This is a genomic window from Acidovorax sp. KPB24-07, assembly GCF_057543315.1.
Map to the genome: position 1 here is coordinate 14,836 of NZ_BAAJYS010000008.1, position 17,848 is coordinate 32,683.

The 17,848-nt window shown below is 65.3% G+C and carries 14 protein-coding genes, 1 tRNA gene and 2 pseudogenes; 9 read left to right on the forward strand and 8 right to left on the reverse strand.

Features of this window, described 5'->3' with window-relative positions; all coding sequences use genetic code 11:
• The first annotated feature begins 67 nt into the window (after positions 1–67).
• A complete protein-coding gene (locus AC27IQ_RS02440) occupies positions 68–784 on the forward strand; it encodes an SIMPL domain-containing protein (protein WP_487087975.1) in 717 nt (238 codons plus the stop codon).
• Positions 785–876: 92 nt separating this feature from the next.
• On the opposite strand, the gene AC27IQ_RS02445 is transcribed toward AC27IQ_RS02440, so the two are convergent.
• Positions 877–1,659: a 3-hydroxybutyrate dehydrogenase gene (locus AC27IQ_RS02445; RefSeq protein WP_284424867.1), complete on the reverse strand. Its 783-nt coding sequence runs from the start codon at positions 1,657–1,659 to the stop codon at positions 877–879.
• Positions 1,660–1,728: 69 nt separating this feature from the next.
• Here AC27IQ_RS02445 and AC27IQ_RS02450 point away from each other — a divergent pair, with 69 nt between their 5' ends.
• The 3 genes and pseudogenes from AC27IQ_RS02450 to AC27IQ_RS02460 all read left to right on the forward strand — a co-directional run bounded on the left by AC27IQ_RS02450 (position 1,729) and on the right by AC27IQ_RS02460 (position 5,078).
• The gene (locus AC27IQ_RS02450) at positions 1,729–2,679 is read left to right on the forward strand and encodes an alpha/beta fold hydrolase (RefSeq protein ID WP_487088007.1); all 951 of its coding nucleotides are present in this window, start codon (positions 1,729–1,731) and stop codon (positions 2,677–2,679) included.
• A 26-nt stretch (positions 2,680–2,705) separates the two neighbouring features.
• Positions 2,706–4,932 (forward strand): annotated as a pseudogene (locus AC27IQ_RS02455) (RelA/SpoT family protein).
• A 69-nt stretch (positions 4,933–5,001) separates the two neighbouring features.
• Positions 5,002–5,078 (forward strand) — tRNA-Val (locus AC27IQ_RS02460).
• A gap of 330 nt (positions 5,079–5,408) precedes the next feature.
• Here the strand turns inward: AC27IQ_RS02460 and AC27IQ_RS02465 are convergent.
• The 7 genes from AC27IQ_RS02465 to AC27IQ_RS02495 all read right to left on the reverse strand — a co-directional run bounded on the left by AC27IQ_RS02465 (position 5,409) and on the right by AC27IQ_RS02495 (position 11,387).
• Positions 5,409–6,719: a citrate synthase gene (locus AC27IQ_RS02465; protein ID WP_284399417.1), complete on the reverse strand. Its 1,311-nt coding sequence runs from the start codon at positions 6,717–6,719 to the stop codon at positions 5,409–5,411.
• Positions 6,720–6,738: 19 nt separating this feature from the next.
• Complete coding sequence (locus AC27IQ_RS02470) at positions 6,739–7,038, reverse strand: succinate dehydrogenase assembly factor 2 (RefSeq protein WP_284403346.1); 300 nt, start codon at positions 7,036–7,038, stop codon at positions 6,739–6,741.
• A 5-nt stretch (positions 7,039–7,043) separates the two neighbouring features.
• Positions 7,044–7,745 (reverse strand): succinate dehydrogenase iron-sulfur subunit, encoded by a 702-nt coding sequence (locus AC27IQ_RS02475; protein ID WP_272548188.1) that lies wholly within the window; start codon positions 7,743–7,745, stop codon positions 7,044–7,046.
• 27 nt (positions 7,746–7,772) lie between these two features.
• Positions 7,773–9,581 carry a succinate dehydrogenase flavoprotein subunit gene (sdhA, locus tag AC27IQ_RS02480; protein WP_487087979.1) on the reverse strand — a complete coding sequence of 603 codons (1,809 nt, stop codon included), beginning with the start codon at positions 9,579–9,581 and terminating at the stop codon, positions 7,773–7,775.
• Positions 9,582–9,612: 31 nt separating this feature from the next.
• The gene (gene sdhD / locus AC27IQ_RS02485; RefSeq protein ID WP_272564085.1) at positions 9,613–9,978 is read right to left on the reverse strand and encodes a succinate dehydrogenase, hydrophobic membrane anchor protein; all 366 of its coding nucleotides are present in this window, start codon (positions 9,976–9,978) and stop codon (positions 9,613–9,615) included.
• A 46-nt stretch (positions 9,979–10,024) separates the two neighbouring features.
• Positions 10,025–10,459, reverse strand: coding sequence for a succinate dehydrogenase, cytochrome b556 subunit (gene sdhC, locus AC27IQ_RS02490; protein ID WP_284399427.1), 435 nt, complete (start codon positions 10,457–10,459; stop codon positions 10,025–10,027).
• Between the two features lie 136 nt (positions 10,460–10,595).
• A complete protein-coding gene (locus tag AC27IQ_RS02495; protein WP_487087982.1) occupies positions 10,596–11,387 on the reverse strand; it encodes a GntR family transcriptional regulator in 792 nt (263 codons plus the stop codon).
• A 223-nt stretch (positions 11,388–11,610) separates the two neighbouring features.
• On the opposite strand from AC27IQ_RS02495, the gene AC27IQ_RS02500 reads away from it, so the two are divergent.
• From AC27IQ_RS02500 to acnB, 5 genes and pseudogenes are all read left to right on the forward strand, one after another.
• Complete coding sequence (locus AC27IQ_RS02500) at positions 11,611–12,597, forward strand: malate dehydrogenase (protein WP_284399433.1); 987 nt, start codon at positions 11,611–11,613, stop codon at positions 12,595–12,597.
• Positions 12,598–12,619: 22 nt separating this feature from the next.
• On the forward strand, positions 12,620–13,396 hold the full coding sequence (gene tam, locus AC27IQ_RS02505) for a trans-aconitate 2-methyltransferase (RefSeq protein ID WP_487087984.1): 777 nt from the start codon (positions 12,620–12,622) through the stop codon (positions 13,394–13,396).
• The gene (locus AC27IQ_RS02510) at positions 13,393–14,406 is read left to right on the forward strand and encodes an HpcH/HpaI aldolase/citrate lyase family protein (protein ID WP_317353971.1); all 1,014 of its coding nucleotides are present in this window, start codon (positions 13,393–13,395) and stop codon (positions 14,404–14,406) included. Before tam ends, AC27IQ_RS02510 begins: the two co-directional genes overlap by 4 nt.
• Before the next feature lie 49 nt (positions 14,407–14,455).
• Positions 14,456–15,151 carry a hypothetical protein gene (locus tag AC27IQ_RS02515; protein ID WP_284428820.1) on the forward strand — a complete coding sequence of 232 codons (696 nt, stop codon included), beginning with the start codon at positions 14,456–14,458 and terminating at the stop codon, positions 15,149–15,151.
• Between the two features lie 88 nt (positions 15,152–15,239).
• Positions 15,240–17,823: pseudogene (gene acnB / locus AC27IQ_RS02520) on the forward strand (bifunctional aconitate hydratase 2/2-methylisocitrate dehydratase).
• Positions 17,824–17,848 lie beyond the last annotated feature (25 nt).

The window sequence follows — 17,848 nt, forward strand, 5'->3', positions numbered from 1 at the left end:
CGGTTAACGTAGCGTGTCAAGGGTGTCCGATGCACCCGCCCACTTTCTCTTCACAAGGATTCCGATCATGAGAATTGCTACAAAAATTATAGCTGCAGGTGCTTTTCTGGTGTGCACTGGCGCCGCTTTCTCCCAAAACGCCGTGATGCCGCCACCGCAGAATGTGCTGCAGCTGTCCGCGACCGGCACCGTGGATGTCCAGCAGGACCTGCTGGTGCTCACGCTGGCCACTAGCAAGGAAGGTGCCGATGCAGCCACGGTGCAGACGCAGCTCAAGCAAGCGCTGGACTCCGCGTTGGCGGAGGCCAAGCGCTCTGCCCAGCCGGACCAGATGGATGTGCGCACCGGCGCGTTCGGCATGTACCCGCGCTATGGCAAGGAGGGCAAGATCAACGGCTGGCAGGGCCGGGCCGAGCTGATCCTGCAGGGCCGTGATTTCTCGCGCATCACCACCACCGCCGGCAAGATCCAGTCCATGCCGATCAGCCAGATCGCCTTCGATCTGTCGCGCGAGGCCCGCGAGAAGGTGGAGGGCGAGGCGCAGACCAAGGCCATCGAGCAATTCAAGGCCCGTGCGAATGAACTGGCGCGCGGCTTCGGCTTCAGCGGCTACACGCTTCGGGAGGTGGCGGTGAACAGCAACGAGATGATCCCCGGCCCCCGGCCGCGCATGATGGCCATGGAGGCCAAGATGTCGTCGATGTCCGCCGATGCGCCCGTACCGGTGGAAGCCGGCAAGGCGCAGGTGGTGGTGAACGTCTCTGGCGCCGTGCAACTGCGCTGAGGGGTTGGCGGGCTGACGCCCGTGCCGGACCGCCTCCTTCCCTGGATGCCAGGGCAGGGCGCCGGTGATCGGGCGGTTAAGGCTTTTCGTTCTTACTGGGCGGCCCAGCCACCGTCCATGTTCCAGGCGACGCCGCGGACATTGTTGGCCGCCGGCGAGCAGAAGAACACCGCCAGTTCACCCAGTTCTTCGGGCGTGGTGAACTGCAGCGAGGGTTCTTTTTCGCTCAGCAACTGCTTCTTGGCGTCTTCGTTCGACAGGCCCTGGTCGGCCGCCTTGGCATCGACCTGTTTCTGAACCAGCGGCGTGAGCACCCAGCCGGGACAGATCGCATTGCAGGTCACGCCGGTGGTGGCGGTTTCCAATGCGGTGACCTTCGTCAGGCCCACGATGCCGTGCTTGGCTGCCACATAGGCCGCCTTCTGGGCCGAAGCCACCAGCCCGTGCACCGAGGCGATGTTGATGATGCGGCCCCAGTTGGCCGCTTTCATTGGAGGCAGGGCCAGGCGCGATGTGTGGAAGGCGCTGGTCAGGTTGATCGCCAGGATGGCATCCCACTTCTCGACGGGAAAGTCCTCCACGTTCGCCACGTGCTGGATGCCTGCGTTGTTGACCAGGATGTCCACGCGCCCGAACTGGCTGGCGCTGTACTTCATCATGTCCTCGATGTCCGCTGCGCGGCCCATGTCGGCGCCGTGGTAGGCCACCTGCGCGCCATGGCTTTCGCCGGCCGCCAGCACCTCGGCACGGGGGCCGTCCACATCGCCGAAACCATTGAGGACGACGTTGGCGCCCTGGCGCGCGAGCGCCTTGGCGATGCCCAGTCCGATGCCGCTCGTGGAGCCGGTGACGAGGGCGGTTTTGCCTTGAAGCATGTGAGTCTCTCCGAATGAATTAGGATGAACGCAACCATTATCGAGCGCCCCCGCGACGAATTCGTTCCCATGACCGAGCCTACGCTGAATTACGTGAATTGCCCTGGAATCGCTGCCAAGGAGGGCTCGGCGGACGATGCAGCCGCCAGCCATCGCATGGCGTATTGGGAATGGAACGCGACGGGCCAGCCGGGCCATCCCCATGTGGTGGTTTGCGTGCATGGCCTGTCGCGCCAGGGGCGTGATTTCGATGTGCTCGCCCGCCGTCTGTCCCACCACGCCCGTGTGCTGTGCCCCGATGTGGCCGGCCGCGGCCGCAGCGACTGGCTCGCCGACCCCATGGCCTATCAGGTGCCGGTGTATGCAGCCGACATGCTGGCACTGCTGGCCGACGTGCATGGCCGTGCACCCATCCAGCATCTGGACTGGGTGGGCACCAGCATGGGCGGGCTGATCGGCATGGCGCTGTGCGGCCAGCCGGGCCTGCCGCTTCCCGTGCCGGTGCGCAGGCTGGTCCTGAATGATGTAGGGCCGGTGATCGAATGGAGTGCGCTCCAGCGCATCGGCCAGTACCTCGGGCGGCCCGCCCACTTCGAAACGGAGCAGCAGGCAGCCGATGCCCTGTGGACGATCTCCTCCAGCTTCGGCCCCCATACGCCGGCGCAGTGGCTGGCGTTGTCGCGCGCCATGCTCCGGCCTGCGCCCGAGGGTGGGTTCGTGCTGCACTACGACCCGGCCATCGCCCAGCCGTTTCGCGCGATGACGCAGGAGGCCGCCGTTGCGGGCGAGACGCAGCTGTGGCAGCTGTATGAACAGATCAGTGCGCGCACGCTGCTGCTTCGCGGTGCGCAATCGGATCTGCTCTCGCGCTCGACGGCGCAAGCCATGTCGCAACGCGGGCCCCGCGCGCAGGTGGTGGAGTGGAGCGGGGTGGGGCACGCCCCGACGCTGGTGGCGGACGAACAGGTGGATGCGGTCGAGGCATTTCTCTTCGACCCCGGCGAAAGAGGTGGGCTGTGAAGAGTCTGTCCACCGCCACTCCCGGCATGCAGGGCCAGGGGGGCGCGGGGAGCGCGTCGCCCCGGTCCGATGCCGTGCCGCAGCTCATCGCTGCCACGGCGCTGTCGCTGCCCGAGCAAGCGGGCGCGCTGGCGCGGGCCCGGGCCTTTGCGGAACCGCTGCTGTCCAGCGAGACGCTGGAGACCGGTGAGAACACCTTCGCGCATGCCGAAGCCGTCGCCTCCATCCTCAAGAACATCGGTGGGTCGGAAGCCATGCAGGCGGCCAGCTATCTGGTGCATGCCTGCTCGCACCTGAACAAGCCCGAGGAGGTCATCGCCAAAGCCTTCGGGCAGAACTTTGCCGCCCTGGCTGTGGAGACCACCAAGCTCATGCGTGTGCAGCAGCAGGCGCGCGAAGCCCAGCTTGCCGGGCAGCCGGTGGACGACCCCGCCACGCAGACCGAGAACGTGCGCAAGATGCTGCTCGCATTCTCCCGGGACCTGCGCGTCGTGATGCTGCGTCTGGCCTCGCGTCTGCAAACCCTGCGCTTCTATGCCGCCACCAAACGCGCCGTGTCGCCCGGCATCGCGCGCGAGGCCCTGCAGGTGTTCGCGCCGCTGGCTAATCGGCTCGGCATCTGGCAGATGAAATGGGAGCTGGAAGACCTGTCCTTCCGGTTCCTGGAGCCGGAGACCTACAAGCAGGTGGCCCGGCTGCTGGACGAAAAGCGGGCCGAGCGCGAGGTGTACATGGAGCAGCTTCGCGGCCGGCTGGAGTCCGAACTGCGGCCGCAGCATCAGCGCCAGCGTGCAGGGCCGGCCCAAGCACATCTACAGCATCGTCAAGAAGATGCGCGGCAAGTCGCTCGACTTCGAGCATGTGTTCGACATCCGGGCGCTGCGGGTGGTGGTGCCTTCGGTGAAGGATTGCTACGCCGCGCTGTCCTGGGTGCACGAGCATTTCAAGCCCATCGACGCCGAGTTCGACGACTACATCGCCAAGCCCAAGCCCAACGGCTACCAGTCGCTGCACACCGTCGTGCGCGACGAGACGGGCAAGGCCATCGAAATCCAGATCCGCACCCAGGCCATGAACGACCACGCCGAGCATGGCGTGGCCGCGCACTGGGCCTACAAGGAGGCCGGCACCAAAGGCTATGCGGGCGTTTCGGCCTCCGGCGAATACGACGCCAAGATCGCGGTGCTGCGCCAGTTGCTGGCCTGGGAGCGGGACATGGCGGGCACCGTGCAGCACGGGGGGCTGTTCGAGGACCGCATCTACGTGCTCACGCCGGACGCGGCCGTGGTGGAGTTGCCGCAGGGCGCCACCCCGGTCGATTTCGCCTATGCGGTGCACACCAGTGTCGGCCACCGTTGCCGCGGCGCGCGTGTCGACGGGGCCATGGTGCCGCTCAACACGCCGCTGCAGAACGGGCAGACGGTCGAAATCACCACCGTCAAGGAAGGCCGCCCGTCGCGCGACTGGCTCAATGCCGAGCTGGGCTACCTCACCAGCCACCGCGCCCGCGCCAAGGTGCGTGCCTGGTTCAACGCCCAGGCCACGCATGAGACCACGGCGCGGGGCCGCGAGGCAGTGGAAAAGCTGCTGCAGCGCGAGGGCAAGACCGCCATCAAGCTCGACGATCTTGCCGTGCAGCTGGGCTTCAAGACGGCAGACGCCTTGTTCGAAGTGGTGGGCAAGGACGAGTTCTCGCTGCGTACCATCGAGACGCTGCTGCGCCCGCCCGAACCCGTGCTGCAGCCGGACGATTACCTGCTGCTCAAGAAGACGCGCACCTCCGAGACCGCGCCCAAGGGCGGGGTGCTGGTGGTGGGCATCGATTCGCTGATGACCCAACTGGCCAAGTGCTGCAAGCCTGCGCCGCCCGACAGCATCCGGGGCTTCGTCACGCGCGGCAAAGGGGTCAGCGTGCACCGCGCCGACTGCAGCAATTTTCGCGAGATGGCGGCGCGCAGTGCCGAACGCGTCATCGAAGTGGAGTGGGGGCAATCCAAGGCGTCCGCCGGTGCCGGCCCGTCGGTCTATCCGGTGGACGTGTCGGTCGAGGCTGCAGACCGGCAAGGCCTGCTGCGCGACATTTCCGAGGTCTTCGCCAGGGAGAAGACCAACGTGATCGGCGTTCAGACGCAGTCCGTGAAAGGCACGGCCTGGATGACGTTCACGGTGGAGGTGGCCGACTCCGGCCGGCTCAACAAAGTGCTCGGCATCGTGGCCACGGTGCAAGGCGTGCGCTCTGCGCGGCGCCGTTGAAAGAAAGCGCGCAAAGTTGCCTGAAACGTGTATTTTTTACTGCTACAATCTCGCTTCTCGAATACACACAGGCGCGTAGCTCAGCTGGTTAGAGCACCACCTTGACATGGTGGGGGTCGTTGGTTCGAGTCCAATCGCGCCTACCAACTAACCATTGGTAAAAGCCTTCCAAATCATCGATTTGGAAGGCTTTTTTTATTTCCGAAAGAACTTTCGGGCGTCCTGCCGCAAAGTGTCAGCGGGGCAGCGGGGATGCGGCTCTTGCAATTGGTCCCGGGTCTTCGAGGTCGCGCCTCGAATGGTTTGCTCCCGTGGTCTCGGATCGCTTGGATAAACCCCCGCAAAGCCGCCAGAAAAAGCCTTGGCGTGGATGCCAACAAAAAATGCCAGCCAGCGTTGGCTGACTGGCATTCGATGTTGCAGGCTTTGCCTTCCGGAGAAGAGGCCCATTCCAGGGCCCTCTCCAGAAATACCGCTCAGCGCTTGTCCAGCGGCTGCACGTCGCGGCGCTCCGCGCCCACGAACAGTTGGCGGGGGCGGCCGATCTTGTACTCGGGGTCGCCGATCATTTCGTTCAGCTGGGCAATCCAGCCCACGGTGCGGGCCAGCGCGAAGATGCCGGTGAACAGGTTCACCGGAATGCCGATCGCGCGTTGCACGATGCCGGAGTAGAAGTCCACGTTCGGGTAGAGCTTGCGCTGCACGAAGTAGTCATCTTCCAGGGCGATTTTTTCCAGTTCCTTGGCCAGGGCGAACAGCGGGTCCTTTTCGAGGCCCAGTTCGGCCAGCACTTCGTTGCAGGTTTCCTGCATGAGCTTGGCGCGCGGGTCGTAGTTCTTGTACACGCGGTGACCGAAGCCCATCAGCTTCACACCGGAGTTCTTGTCCTTGACCTGCTTGATGAACTCGCCGATCTTCTCCACGCCGCCCTGCGCCTGGATGTCGTGCAGCATGTTCAATGCGGCTTCGTTGGCGCCACCGTGGGCGGGGCCCCAGAGGCAGGCCACACCCGCGGCGATGGCGGCGAACGGGTTGGTGCCCGAGGAGCCGCACAGGCGCACCGTGGAAGTGGAGGCGTTCTGCTCGTGGTCGGCGTGCAGGATGAAGATGCGGTCCAGCGCGCGTTCGAGCACCGGATTGACCTTGTACTCTTCGCACGGCGTGCCGAACATCATGCGCAGGAAGTTGCCGGCATAGCTCAGGTCGTTCTGCGGGTACATGTAGGGCTGGCCCACGCCGTACTTGTATGCCATTGACACCAGCGTCGGCATCTTGGCGATCAGGCGGATGGCCGAGATCTCGCGGTGCTGCGGGTTGTTGATGTCCGTGCTGTCATGGTAGAAGGCCGAGAGCGCGCCCACCAGGCCCGTCAGCACGGCCATCGGGTGGGCGTCACGGCGGAAGCCACGCAGGAAGAACTGCATCTGCTCGTTGACCATCGTGTGCTTGGTCACGCTGTCGCTGAACTCCGTCTTCTGCGCGGGGTTGGGCAGTTCGCCCTTGAGCAGCAGGTAGCAGGTTTCCAGGAAGTCGCACTGCGTGGCAAGCTGCTCGATGGGGTAGCCGCGGTATAGCAGCTCGCCCTTGTCGCCGTCGATGTACGTGATCGAGGACTGGCATGCCGCAGTGGAAAGGAAACCGGGGTCGTAGGTGAACATGCCCGTCTGCGCGTACAGCTTGCGGATGTCGACCACGTCGGGGCCGATACTGCCTTGGTACACGGGAAGTTCCACGCTGGGGCTGCCGTTGCTGAACGATAGCGTTGCCTTGTTGTCTGCCAGTTTCATTTCCAGTTTCCTTCTGTTGTTAGCCCGCAAGCGGTGGAGGGGGTGCTGACGCTCTGCGGCGCAGCTGTTCAAGCACTTCCTTGACGTCCCTGGTATCGATCTCGCCCGTGGGTTCCTTGCGCCGCAGCAGCAGGTCCAGCAGGTCGTTGTCGGAAAGGTCCATCAAGGTCGTGAGACCTTGTGCCTGGCGCTGGGTCAGGCGCGAGCCGTAGGTGGCGAAGAACTGCTCGATGAACAGATCGTTCTCCACCAGGCCGCGGCGGCTGCGCCACTTCAGCTTGGCGGCCTCGCGTTCGTCGAGCAATTCGTCGTCGGCCATGGCGGTCAGATGGCGCGACGCACCATCAGTTCCTTGATCTTGCCGATGGCCTTGGTGGGGTTGAGACCCTTGGGGCACACGTCCACGCAGTTCATGATGGTGTGGCAGCGGAACAGGCGATAGGGGTCTTCGAGGTTGTCCAGACGGGCGCCCGTGGCCTCGTCGCGGCTGTCCGCAATGAAACGGTATGCCTGCAGCAGGCCGGCGGGGCCCACGAACTTGTCGGGGTTCCACCAGAAGCTGGGGCAGCTCGTCGAGCAGCTGGCGCACAGGATGCACTCGTACAGGCCGTTGAGCTCATCGCGCTCTTCCGGGCTCTGCAGGCGTTCCTTCTCGGGCGTGATGCCTTCGGTGATGAGGTACGGCTTGATCGAGTTGTACTGCTTGAAGAACTGCGTCATGTCCACGATCAGGTCGCGGATCACGGGCAGCCCGGGCAGTGGCTTGAGCACGATGGTGCCCTTGAGCGTGTTCATGTTGGTGAGGCACGCCAGGCCGTTCTTGCCGTTGATGTTCATCGCATCGGAACCGCAGACGCCTTCGCGGCACGAACGGCGGAACGAGATGGATGGGTCCTGCGCCTTGAGCTTCACCAGGGCGTCCAGCAGCATGCGCTCGTGGCCGTCGAGTTCGATCTCCACGGTCTGCATGTAGGGCTTGGCGTCCTTGTCCGGATCGTAGCGGTAGATTTGAAAGGTGCGCTTCATGGTGTTCTTTCTCGTGGGCTTGTAGGGTCAGAACGTACGGACCTTGGGAGGCACGCTGTCGACCGTCAAAGGCTTCAGGTTCACGGGCTTGTAGGTCAGGTTGTTGCCTGCGCTGTGCCACAAGGTGTGCTTCATCCACTCTTTGTCGTTGCGGCCCAGCGGGAATTCCGCGTGGTCGGCCGGATGCTCGTAGTCATACACGGTGTGGGCGCCGCGGCATTCCTTGCGGGCGGCGGCGGAGGTCATCGTGGCCTGGGCCACTTCGATGAGGTTGTCCACTTCCAGTGCTTCCATGCGCGCGGTGTTCCAGACCTTGGACTTGTCCTTGAGCGTGACGGAACCCACGCGCTCGCGGATGGCGTTGATCTTGACCACGCCTTCATCCATGCCTTCTTGCGTGCGGAACACGCCGGCGTGCTGCTGCATCGACGCGCGGATGTCGTTGGCGACGTCCTGGGCGTAGGTGCCTTCGTTCGAATCCTGCAGCTGGTTCAGGCGCGCCAGGGTGCGGTCGGCGGCGTCGGCCGGCAGGGGCTTGTGCTCGCCGCTGCCCTTGATCATGTCCACGATGTGGCGGCCTGCGGACTTGCCGAAGACCAGCAGGTCGAGCAGCGAGTTTGTGCCCAGGCGGTTGGCGCCGTGCACCGACACGCACGAGCATTCGCCCACGGCGTACAGGCCGTTGACGACCTGGTTGTGCAAGTCGCCGTTCTGGATCACGACCTGGCCGTTGATGTTGGTCGGAATGCCGCCCATCTGGTAGTGGATGGTGGGCACCACGGGGATCGGTTCCTTCGTGATGTCGACGTTGGCGAAGTTGACACCGATCTCATACACCGAGGGCAGACGCTTGTGGATCGTCTCGGCACCGAGGTGGTCGAGCTTGAGCAGCACGTAGTCCTTGTTGGGACCGCAGCCGCGGCCTTCCTTGATTTCCTGGTCCATGGAGCGCGAGACGAAGTCGCGCGGCGCCAGGTCCTTCAGCGTGGGTGCGTAGCGCTCCATGAAGCGTTCGCCGTTGCTGTTGAGCAAGATGGCGCCTTCGCCGCGGCAGCCTTCGGTCAGCAGCACGCCGGCACCGGCCACGCCGGTGGGGTGGAACTGCCAGAACTCCATGTCCTGCAGCGGGATGCCAGCGCGTGCCGCCATGCCCAGGCCGTCGCCGGTGTTGATGAACGCGTTGGTCGATGCCGCGAAGATGCGGCCCGCACCGCCGGTGGCCAGCAGCACGGCCTTGGCCTGCAGGGCATACAGCTCGCCGGTTTCGAGTTCCAGGGCGGTCACGCCGACCACGTCGCCAGCGGCGTCGCGGATCAGGTCGAGCGCCATCCACTCCACGAAGAAGTTGGTTTTGGCCTTGACGTTCTGCTGGTACAGCGTGTGCAGCATGGCGTGGCCCGTGCGGTCGGCCGCGGCGCAGGCGCGCTGCACCGGCTTTTCACCGTAATTGGCCGTGTGGCCACCGAAGGGGCGCTGGTAGATGGTGCCGTCGGGGTTGCGGTCGAACGGCATGCCGAAGTGTTCGAGCTCGTACACGACCTTGGGGGCTTCGCGGCACATGAACTCGATGGCATCCTGATCGCCCAGCCAGTCCGAGCCCTTGATGGTGTCGTAGAAGTGGTAGTGCCAGTTGTCCTCGCTCATGTTGCCGAGCGACGCGCTCACGCCGCCCTGCGCCGCCACGGTGTGCGAGCGGGTGGGGAATACTTTGGACAGCGAGGCCACGTTCAGGCCGGCGCGGGAGAGTTCGAGGGCGGCGCGCATGCCGGAGCCGCCGGCGCCGACGATGACGACATCGAACTTGCGCGTGGTGATGTTCGCTTTGGTGTAGCTCATTGTTATTTGCCTTCAGTCGCGGGGGATTGGATCAGAGACGCCAGAGGATCTGGATACCCCAGCCGGCGCAGCCGACGAGCCAGAAGATCGCGATGGCTTGCAGGGCGAGGCGCAAGCCCACGGGCTTCACGTAGTCCATCAGCACATCGCGCGTGCCCACCCAGACGTGCCAGGCGAGGGCCACGATGACGGAGAAGGTCAGCACCTTCATCCATTGCGCCGAGAAGATCGAGGCCCAGCGGTCGTAGCCGATGGGACCCTTGGTCAGCAGCACCTGGGCGAGCAGCACCACGGTGAAGAGCGCCATCAGGGCGGCGGTCACGCGCTGGCTCAGCCAGTCGCGCACTCCGTAGTGGGCACCGACGACGATGCGCTTGGAGCCGTAGTTCACGGACATAGAAGATCCTTTTTTTTTTGGGGTTCGTGGGATAAGCCGGCGCGACTCAGTACAGGCCGAACAGCTTGGCGCCGAGCACGACGGTGAGGGCGATGCTGATGACGAGGGTGGCGGTGGCGGATTTGCTGCCGAAATCCTTGTTCACCGCGTCATGGCTCACGTCCATCCACAGGTGGCGCAGGCCGGCAGTGAAGTGATGCAGGTACGACCAGATGAGGGCCAGCACGACGAGCTTGAGGAACCAGCCCGGCACGAAGCCCAGGCCCACCGTGAAGGCGGCCTTGAATTTGCCGAAGGAGATTTCAGAGGACACCGAGGTGTCGAACATCCACAGGATGAAGGGGAGCAGCACCAGCATGATCACGCCGCTGACGCGGTGCAGGATCGACACCCATCCTGCGGCAGGAAGGCGGTAGGTGGGCAGGTCCGTGAGGGCATTGATGTTGCGGAATTCAGGCCGCTTTTTGGCGATCTCGGTCATGGCGGTGCTTTCGTGGATGTAACTGCTTTGTAATTTCGCGCGAACGAAACAACCCAAAATTCTATTGCAATGCAACAACCGCAGTGTTTCGGTACGGCGTAATTTCACCGCGCGGTATCGGCATGGTCGGGCAGTCTCAGCTCAGTTCGTTGTGGTAGTGGTGCGTATCGGTGCGATACAGGCCCTTGCGTAACTCCATAGGAACTTCGTTGTAGGTGTAGGCAATGCGCTCCACGCTAAGCAGCGGCGTACCGGGTGCCACCTGCAGCAGCCGCGCCTGCTCGTCATCGGGCTGTACCGCCCGCAGCTTCTCGTCGGCGCGCACCATTCTGACGCCGAAATCGATTTCGAACATGGCGTAGGTGGGGCCCTGGTAGCTGGACATCTGCTCGGCGGTCAGCCCCTTGAAGGCCTGCCCGGGCAGCCAGATGTCTTCCAGGATGGTGGGAACGTCGCCGAACGACAGGATGCGCCGGGCATGCACCACGGCGTCGCCGCTGCGCAGCGCCAGAGCGCGAGCGATCTCGGCGCTGGCACGGATGCGGCGGCATTCGATGATGTGGCGCTGGGCCGGCCCCTCGACCCGGGCGTCGCCCGAGTCGGGCATGAGCTTGAGGAACCGGTATTGCACGTGCCGCTCGGCATGCGTGGCGACGAAGGTGCCCTTGCCCTGGCGGCGAACGACGAGGTTCTCCGCCGCCAGCTCATCGATGGCCTTGCGCGCCGTGCCCTGGCTCACGCGGAAGCGGGCGGCCAGTTCCATCTCGCTCGGGATCGATTCGCCCGGCTTCCATTCGCCATGCTGCAGGCTGTGCAGGATGAGTCCCTTGATCTGCTGGTACAGCGGGCTGAAGGCCGGCGTGGGTGCGCCCGCGCTTCCTGCGGGGAGCGCAGGGCTGTCGGAGGCGGCAACCGGAAGGGTGGACATGGCGGCGGATCGAGGGGCGGCTGGCGCGCGGGGCAAAGGTGGGGTGTTTTCGCGCGTCGGCGAGGCCGGATCATATCTTATATAAGACATAAGACAAATTGACCGGATCCGGATTTCAGCGGTACACTCGGGAGCTGTTCTGCAGGGCACGGGCTGCTTGGTTTGACTGGCGCTGGTGCATCGACTGCACCGACACCCGTTTTTCCACTTTCTGGAGTTTTTCATGAGCAAGAAGCCCGTCCGCGTTGCTGTTACCGGCGCCGCCGGTCAAATCGGTTACGCCCTGCTGTTCCGCATTGCCTCCGGCGAAATGCTGGGCAAGGACCAGCCCGTCATCCTGCAATTGCTCGAAGTGCCCGTCGAAGGCCCGCAAAAGGCGCTCAAGGGCGTGATGATGGAACTCGACGACTGCGCCTTCCCGCTGCTGGTCGGCATGGAAGCCCACAGCGACCCCATGACGGCATTCAAGGACGCGGACTACGCCCTGCTGGTGGGCTCGCGCCCCCGCGGTCCGGGCATGGAGCGTGCCGAACTGCTGGCTGTCAACGGCGCCATCTTCACTGCCCAGGGCAAGGCGCTGAACGCCGTGGCCAGCCGCAACGTGAAGGTGCTGGTCGTGGGCAACCCTGCCAACACCAACGCCTACATCGCCATGAAGAGCGCGCCGGACCTGCCGCGCAAGAACTTCACCGCCATGCTGCGCCTGGACCACAACCGTGCTGCCAGCCAGATCGCCGCCAAGACCGGCAAGCCCGTGGCCGCCATCGAAAAGCTGGCCGTGTGGGGCAACCACTCGCCCACGATGTATGCCGACTACCGCTTCGCCACCATCGATGGCGAAAGCGTCGCCAAGACGATCAACGACCAGGAATGGAACGCCAACACGTTCCTGCCCACGGTGGGCAAGCGCGGTGCCGCCATCATCGAGGCGCGCGGTTCCTCCTCGGCCGCTTCGGCAGCCAACGCCGCCATTGACCACATGCGTGACTGGGCCCTGGGCACCAATGGCAAGTGGGTCACCATGGGTGTTCCTTCGGATGGCCAATACGGCATTCCGAAGGATGTGATGTTCGGTTTCCCTGTCACCTGCGAAAACGGCGAGTACAAGGTCGTCGAAGGCCTGGAAATCGACGCTTTCAGCCAGGAACGCATCGACAAGACGCTGGCCGAGCTGCAAGGCGAGCAAGACGGCGTGAAGCACCTGCTGTAATTTTTTCGGGTTCCGTTTTTTCATGCTCGACTGGAATCCCGCGCTCTATCGCCGCTACGAGGACGAGCGCACGCGCCCGGCCCAGGAGCTGCTCGCGCGGGTGCCCCATTCCGCGCCGGTCCACGTGGTGGACCTGGGCTGCGGGCCGGGCAATTCCACCGAGCTGCTGGTGCGGCGCTTCCCGCAGGCGCAGGTGACCGGCATCGACAATTCCGAAGCCATGCTGGCCAGCGCGCGCGAGCGCCTGCCCGGCGTGTCCTTCGTGCTGGGCGACATCGCCCGCTGGGTGCCCGACACGGCGCCCGACCTCATTTACGCCAATGCCGCCCTGCAATGGGTGGGAGGGCATGGCGACCTCTTTCCGCGCCTGTTCGACAACCTCGCCCCCGGCGGCGTGCTGGCGATCCAGATGCCCGACAACCGCCAGGAGCCCACGCACCGCCTGATGCGCGAAGTGGCGGCCGAGGCTCCGTGGCGCGAGCCCATCGGCGATGCCGACGCGCTGCGCACCGAGCTTCTGGACATCGGCGGCTACTACGACCTGCTGGCCACGCGCGCCGAGCGCATCGACGTGTGGCACACCGTCTACCAGCATGTGATGGCGTCGCCTGCGGCCATCGTCGAATGGGTGCGCGCCACGGGCCTCAAGCCCTTCATCGATCCGCTGGGCGATGCGTTGCGCGAGAGCTTCCTGGCCGAGTACGAGCGCCGCATCGCCGCGGCCTATGCCGTGCGCAGCGATGGCCGCCGTTTGCTGGCGTTCCCGCGCATGTTCATCGTGGCGCAGCGCCCGTCATGAGCGCGACCGGTGCCCACCCCGCGGCGGTGCTCATGGGCGCCCAGGCCAGTGCCATGCGCTTGCCGGTCTGCGACCATTACAGCGGCGTGGAAGCGCGCATGCGCAAGAGCCTGGAACTGCAAGCCGCCATGGCGGCCGAGCTGGGCCGCTGCGTGTTCGATGTGACCCTCGATTGCGAAGACGGTGCCCCCGTGGGCCGCGAGCGTGAGCATGCCGCCCTCGTGGCGCATTTGGCTCGCACCGCATCCCCCGGTGCCCGGGTGGCCGCGCGCGTGCATGCCGTGGACCACCCCGCCTTCGCCGAAGACATGGCCACCATCGCCGGCGAAGCCGCCACGCGGCTGTGCCACATCATGGTGCCCAAGGTCGAGTCGGTGGACGACGTGCTGCACGCCGAAAAGGCCCTGCTCGCCGCATCGGCAGGGCAGGTGCCGTTGCACGTGCTGCTGGAGTCGCCCGCGGCCATTCAGCGGGCTTTCGAGATCGCCGCCCATCCGCGCGTGCAGTCGATCAGTTTCGGCTTGATGGATTTCGTCTCGGCGCATGCCGGTGCGATTCCCGCGAGTGCCATGGGATCGCAGGGCCAGTTCGAGCACCCACTGGTGGTGCGCGCCAAGCTCGAGATCGCCGCGGCATGCCACGCCCACGGCAAGGTGCCGTCCCACTGCGTGGTGACCGAGTTCAACGATGCCGATGCCCTGCGCACGGCGGCCGGGCGCGCCGCGCGCCAACTGGGCTACACGCGCATGTGGAGCATCCACCCGGCGCAGATCCGCCCCATCCTGGAAGCCTTCGCGCCCGCGCAGGACGAGATCGCGCAGGCGGCCCAGCTTCTTTCCACCGCCGCGCACGCCGACTGGGCCCCCGTCAGCGTCGATGGCGTATTGCACGACCGCGCCAGCTACCGCTATTTCTGGCAGGTGCTGGAGCGTGCGCACCAGACCGGCCGCGCGCTGCCCGCCGCGGCGCAGGCCTGGTTTGCCCAGCCGGCCGCGGGTCCACAGGCCTGAGCCGTCCCACCATCAAGTTCCCCACACCTCCTTTTTCGTCGGAGTTCCCATGAAAACCTTCATCGCTTCTGCCCTGATGCTGCTGGCCCCTGCGCTGGTGATGGCGCAAGACGCCGCTCCCGCCAAGCCCGCACCGGCCAAGAGCACGGCCAAGGCCGCACCTGCCAAGGCCGCCGCCAAGGAGAAGTCCGCCGAGGCCAAGCCCGCGGCCAAGCCAGCTGCCAAGAGCGCGGCAGCCAAGCCGGCCGCGGCCAAGAAGGCCACGAGCAGCCGCACGCAGCTCAAGAGCGCCACCAACCAGGTGGCCACCGGCATCATCGCGGCCGAGGCTGCCCTGACGCCGCAGGAACTGGCCATCGCCGAACGCGTGCACACCGGCCACATTCCCTGCGAACTGGGCGCTTCTGTGCATGTGGAAGCCGATGCCAAGTCGCCGGGCCACTTCCGCATCGACGGCAAGGGCTTCAACTACTACATGTCGCCCATCGCGACCAGCACGGGCGCGGTGCGCCTGGAGGACCAGAAGGCCGGCGCCGTGTGGATCCAGATCGCCAACAAGTCCATGCTCATGAACCAGAAGCTCGGCCAGCGCCTGGCTGACGAGTGCATGAGCCCGCAGCAGGTCGCCGTGACCGAATCCATCAAGAAGAACCCGCAGCCCAGCCTGCTGGAAGCCCTGCCTGCCTCCGCCAACGCACCTGCCACCGTGGCGGCGCCAGCGGCTGCATCCGCACCGGCCCAGTGATTCTTCTTGCCCGGGTGCACCCGCTGCGCCCGGACCGCAGGGCCTGCCATGGCCAGCCCCACACACCAAAAACCCACCGGAGAAAAATATGTTGAAAGCCTACCGTGACCATGTGGCCGAGCGTGCCGCATTGGGCATTCCGCCCCTGCCTCTCACGGCCAAGCAGACCGCCTCGCTGATCGAGCTGCTGAAGGCTCCGCCCGCCGGCGAAGAAGCCACGCTGGTGGACCTGATCACCTACCGCGTGCCGGCCGGTGTGGATGATGCCGCCAAGGTCAAGGCCAGCTACCTGGCGGCCGTGGCCCACGGCACGGAAAAGTGCGCATTGATCGGCCGCGAGAAGGCCACCGAGCTGCTGGGCACCATGCTGGGCGGCTACAACCTCACGCCGCTGATTGACCTGCTGGACGATGCGGCCGTGGCGTCCGTCGCGGCCGAAGGCCTCAAGAAGACGTTGCTGATGTTCGATCAGTTCCATGACGTCAAGGAAAAGGCCGACAAGGGCAACGAATTCGCCAAGGCCGTCCTGCAAAGCTGGGCCGACGCTGAGTGGTTCACCAGCCGCCCCGAAGTGCCGCAGAGCATCAAGCTCACGGTGCTCAAGGTCACCGGCGAAACCAACACCGACGATCTGTCGCCCGCCCCCGATGCCTGGAGCCGTCCCGACATTCCGCTGCATGCGCTGGCCATGCTCAAGAACAAGCGCGACGGCATCACGCCGGAAGAAGACGGCAAGCGCGGCCCGGTGAAGTTCATCGAAGACCTGCGCGCCAAGGGCAACCTCGTGGCCTACGTGGGCGACGTGGTGGGCACGGGTTCCAGCCGCAAGTCGGCCACCAACAGCGTGCTGTGGTTCACCGGCGAAGACATCCCCTACGTGCCGAACAAGCGCTTCGGCGGCGTGTGCCTGGGCTCCAAGATCGCCCCGATCTTCTACAACACCATGGAAGACGCGGGTGCGCTGCCCATCGAGCTGGACGTGAGCCAGATGAACATGGGCGACGAGATCGAACTGCTGCCCTACGCCGGCAAGGCGCTCAAGAACGGCCAGGTCATCGCCGAGTTCGAGGTCAAGAGCGAAGTGCTGTTCGATGAAGTGCGCGCCGGTGGCCGCATTCCGCTGATCGTGGGCCGCGGCCTCACCGCCAAGGCGCGCGAGGCCCTGGGCCTGGCGCCTTCGACGCTGTTCCGCCTGCCGCAGAACCCCGCCGCGACGGGCAAGGGCTTCACGCTGGCGCAAAAGATGGTCGGCCGCGCCTGCGGCCTTCCCGAAGGCGAAGGCGTGGTGCCCGGCACCTACTGCGAACCGCGCATGACCTCGGTCGGCTCGCAGGACACCACCGGCCCGATGACACGCGACGAACTGAAGGACCTGGCCTGCCTGGGCTTCAGCGCCGATCTGGTGATGCAGTCCTTCTGCCACACCGCGGCGTACCCCAAGCCCGTGGACGTGAAGATGCACCACGAACTGCCCGACTTCATCAGCACGCGCGGCGGCATCTCGCTCAAGCCCGGTGACGGCATCATCCACAGCTGGCTCAACCGCATGCTGCTGCCCGACACGGTGGGCACGGGCGGCGATTCGCACACGCGCTTTCCGATCGGCATCAGCTTCCCCGCCGGCTCGGGCCTGGTGGCGTTCGCCGCCGCCACGGGCGTGATGCCGCTCGACATGCCGGAATCGGTGCTGGTGCGCTTCAAGGGCGCGATGCAGCCCGGCGTGACCCTGCGCGACCTGGTGCATGCCATTCCGCTGTACGCCATCAAGGCTGGCCTGCTGACCGTCGAGAAGAAGGGCAAGAAGAACATCTTCTCGGGCCGCATCCTCGAAATCGAAGGCCTGCCGGACATGAAGGTGGAGCAGGCGTTCGAGCTGTCCGACGCCTCGGCCGAGCGCTCGCGCCGGCTGCACGGTGCGCCTGAACAAGGAGCCGATCATCGAGTACATCAACTCGAACATCGTGCTGCTCAAGAACATGATCGCCCAGGGCTACGCCGATGCGCGCACCATCACGCGCCGCATCAAGGCCATGGAAGCGTGGCTGGCCAATCCGCAGCTGCTGCAGCCCGACGAAGATGCCGAGTACGCTGCCGTGATCGAGATCGATCTGGCCGAGATCACCGAGCCCATCGTCTGCTGCCCCAACGACCCGGACGACGCCAAGACGCTGTCCGACGTGGCCGGCGCGACGATCGACGAGGTGTTCATCGGCTCGTGCATGACCAACATCGGCCACTTCCGCGCGGCTTCCAAACTGCTGGAAGGCAAGAAGGACATCCCGGTCAAGCTGTGGATGGCGCCGCCCACCAAGATGGACGCGCACCAGCTGACCGAGGAAGGCCACTACGGCGTGTTCGGCGCGGCCGGTGCGCGCATGGAAATGCCGGGCTGCTCGCTGTGCATGGGCAACCAGGCACAGGTCAAGGAAGGCGCCACGGTGATGTCCACCAGCACCCGCAACTTCCCCAACCGCCTGGGCAAGAACACGAACGTGTACCTGGGTTCCGCCGAGCTGTCGGCCATCTGCTCCAAGCTGGGCCGCATTCCGTCCAAGGGAGAGTACCTGGCGGATGTGGGCGTGCTCAACCAGAACGGCGACAAGATCTACAAGTACATGAACTTCGACCAGATCGAGGAGTACAAGGAAGTCGCGGACGGCGTCGCCGCCTGACCGGCGCCTGCCACCCTGAAGAAAA

What these genes read in the sequence shown, in the direction of transcription:
- AC27IQ_RS02440 (WP_487087975.1), top strand. Translation starts at nt 68, where the DNA reads ATGAGAATTGCTACAAAAATTATAGCTGCAGGTGCTTTTCTGGTGTGC.
- AC27IQ_RS02445 (WP_284424867.1), bottom strand. Translation starts at nt 1,659, where the DNA reads ATGCTTCAAGGCAAAACCGCCCTCGTCACCGGCTCCACGAGCGGCATC.
- AC27IQ_RS02450 (WP_487088007.1), top strand. Translation starts at nt 1,729, where the DNA reads ATGACCGAGCCTACGCTGAATTACGTGAATTGCCCTGGAATCGCTGCC.
- AC27IQ_RS02465 (WP_284399417.1), bottom strand. Translation starts at nt 6,719, where the DNA reads ATGAAACTGGCAGACAACAAGGCAACGCTATCGTTCAGCAACGGCAGC.
- AC27IQ_RS02470 (WP_284403346.1), bottom strand. Translation starts at nt 7,038, where the DNA reads ATGGCCGACGACGAATTGCTCGACGAACGCGAGGCCGCCAAGCTGAAG.
- AC27IQ_RS02475 (WP_272548188.1), bottom strand. Translation starts at nt 7,745, where the DNA reads ATGAAGCGCACCTTTCAAATCTACCGCTACGATCCGGACAAGGACGCC.
- sdhA (WP_487087979.1), bottom strand. Translation starts at nt 9,581, where the DNA reads ATGAGCTACACCAAAGCGAACATCACCACGCGCAAGTTCGATGTCGTC.
- sdhD (WP_272564085.1), bottom strand. Translation starts at nt 9,978, where the DNA reads ATGTCCGTGAACTACGGCTCCAAGCGCATCGTCGTCGGTGCCCACTAC.
- sdhC (WP_284399427.1), bottom strand. Translation starts at nt 10,459, where the DNA reads ATGACCGAGATCGCCAAAAAGCGGCCTGAATTCCGCAACATCAATGCC.
- AC27IQ_RS02495 (WP_487087982.1), bottom strand. Translation starts at nt 11,387, where the DNA reads ATGTCCACCCTTCCGGTTGCCGCCTCCGACAGCCCTGCGCTCCCCGCA.
- AC27IQ_RS02500 (WP_284399433.1), top strand. Translation starts at nt 11,611, where the DNA reads ATGAGCAAGAAGCCCGTCCGCGTTGCTGTTACCGGCGCCGCCGGTCAA.
- tam (WP_487087984.1), top strand. Translation starts at nt 12,620, where the DNA reads ATGCTCGACTGGAATCCCGCGCTCTATCGCCGCTACGAGGACGAGCGC.
- AC27IQ_RS02510 (WP_317353971.1), top strand. Translation starts at nt 13,393, where the DNA reads ATGAGCGCGACCGGTGCCCACCCCGCGGCGGTGCTCATGGGCGCCCAG.
- AC27IQ_RS02515 (WP_284428820.1), top strand. Translation starts at nt 14,456, where the DNA reads ATGAAAACCTTCATCGCTTCTGCCCTGATGCTGCTGGCCCCTGCGCTG.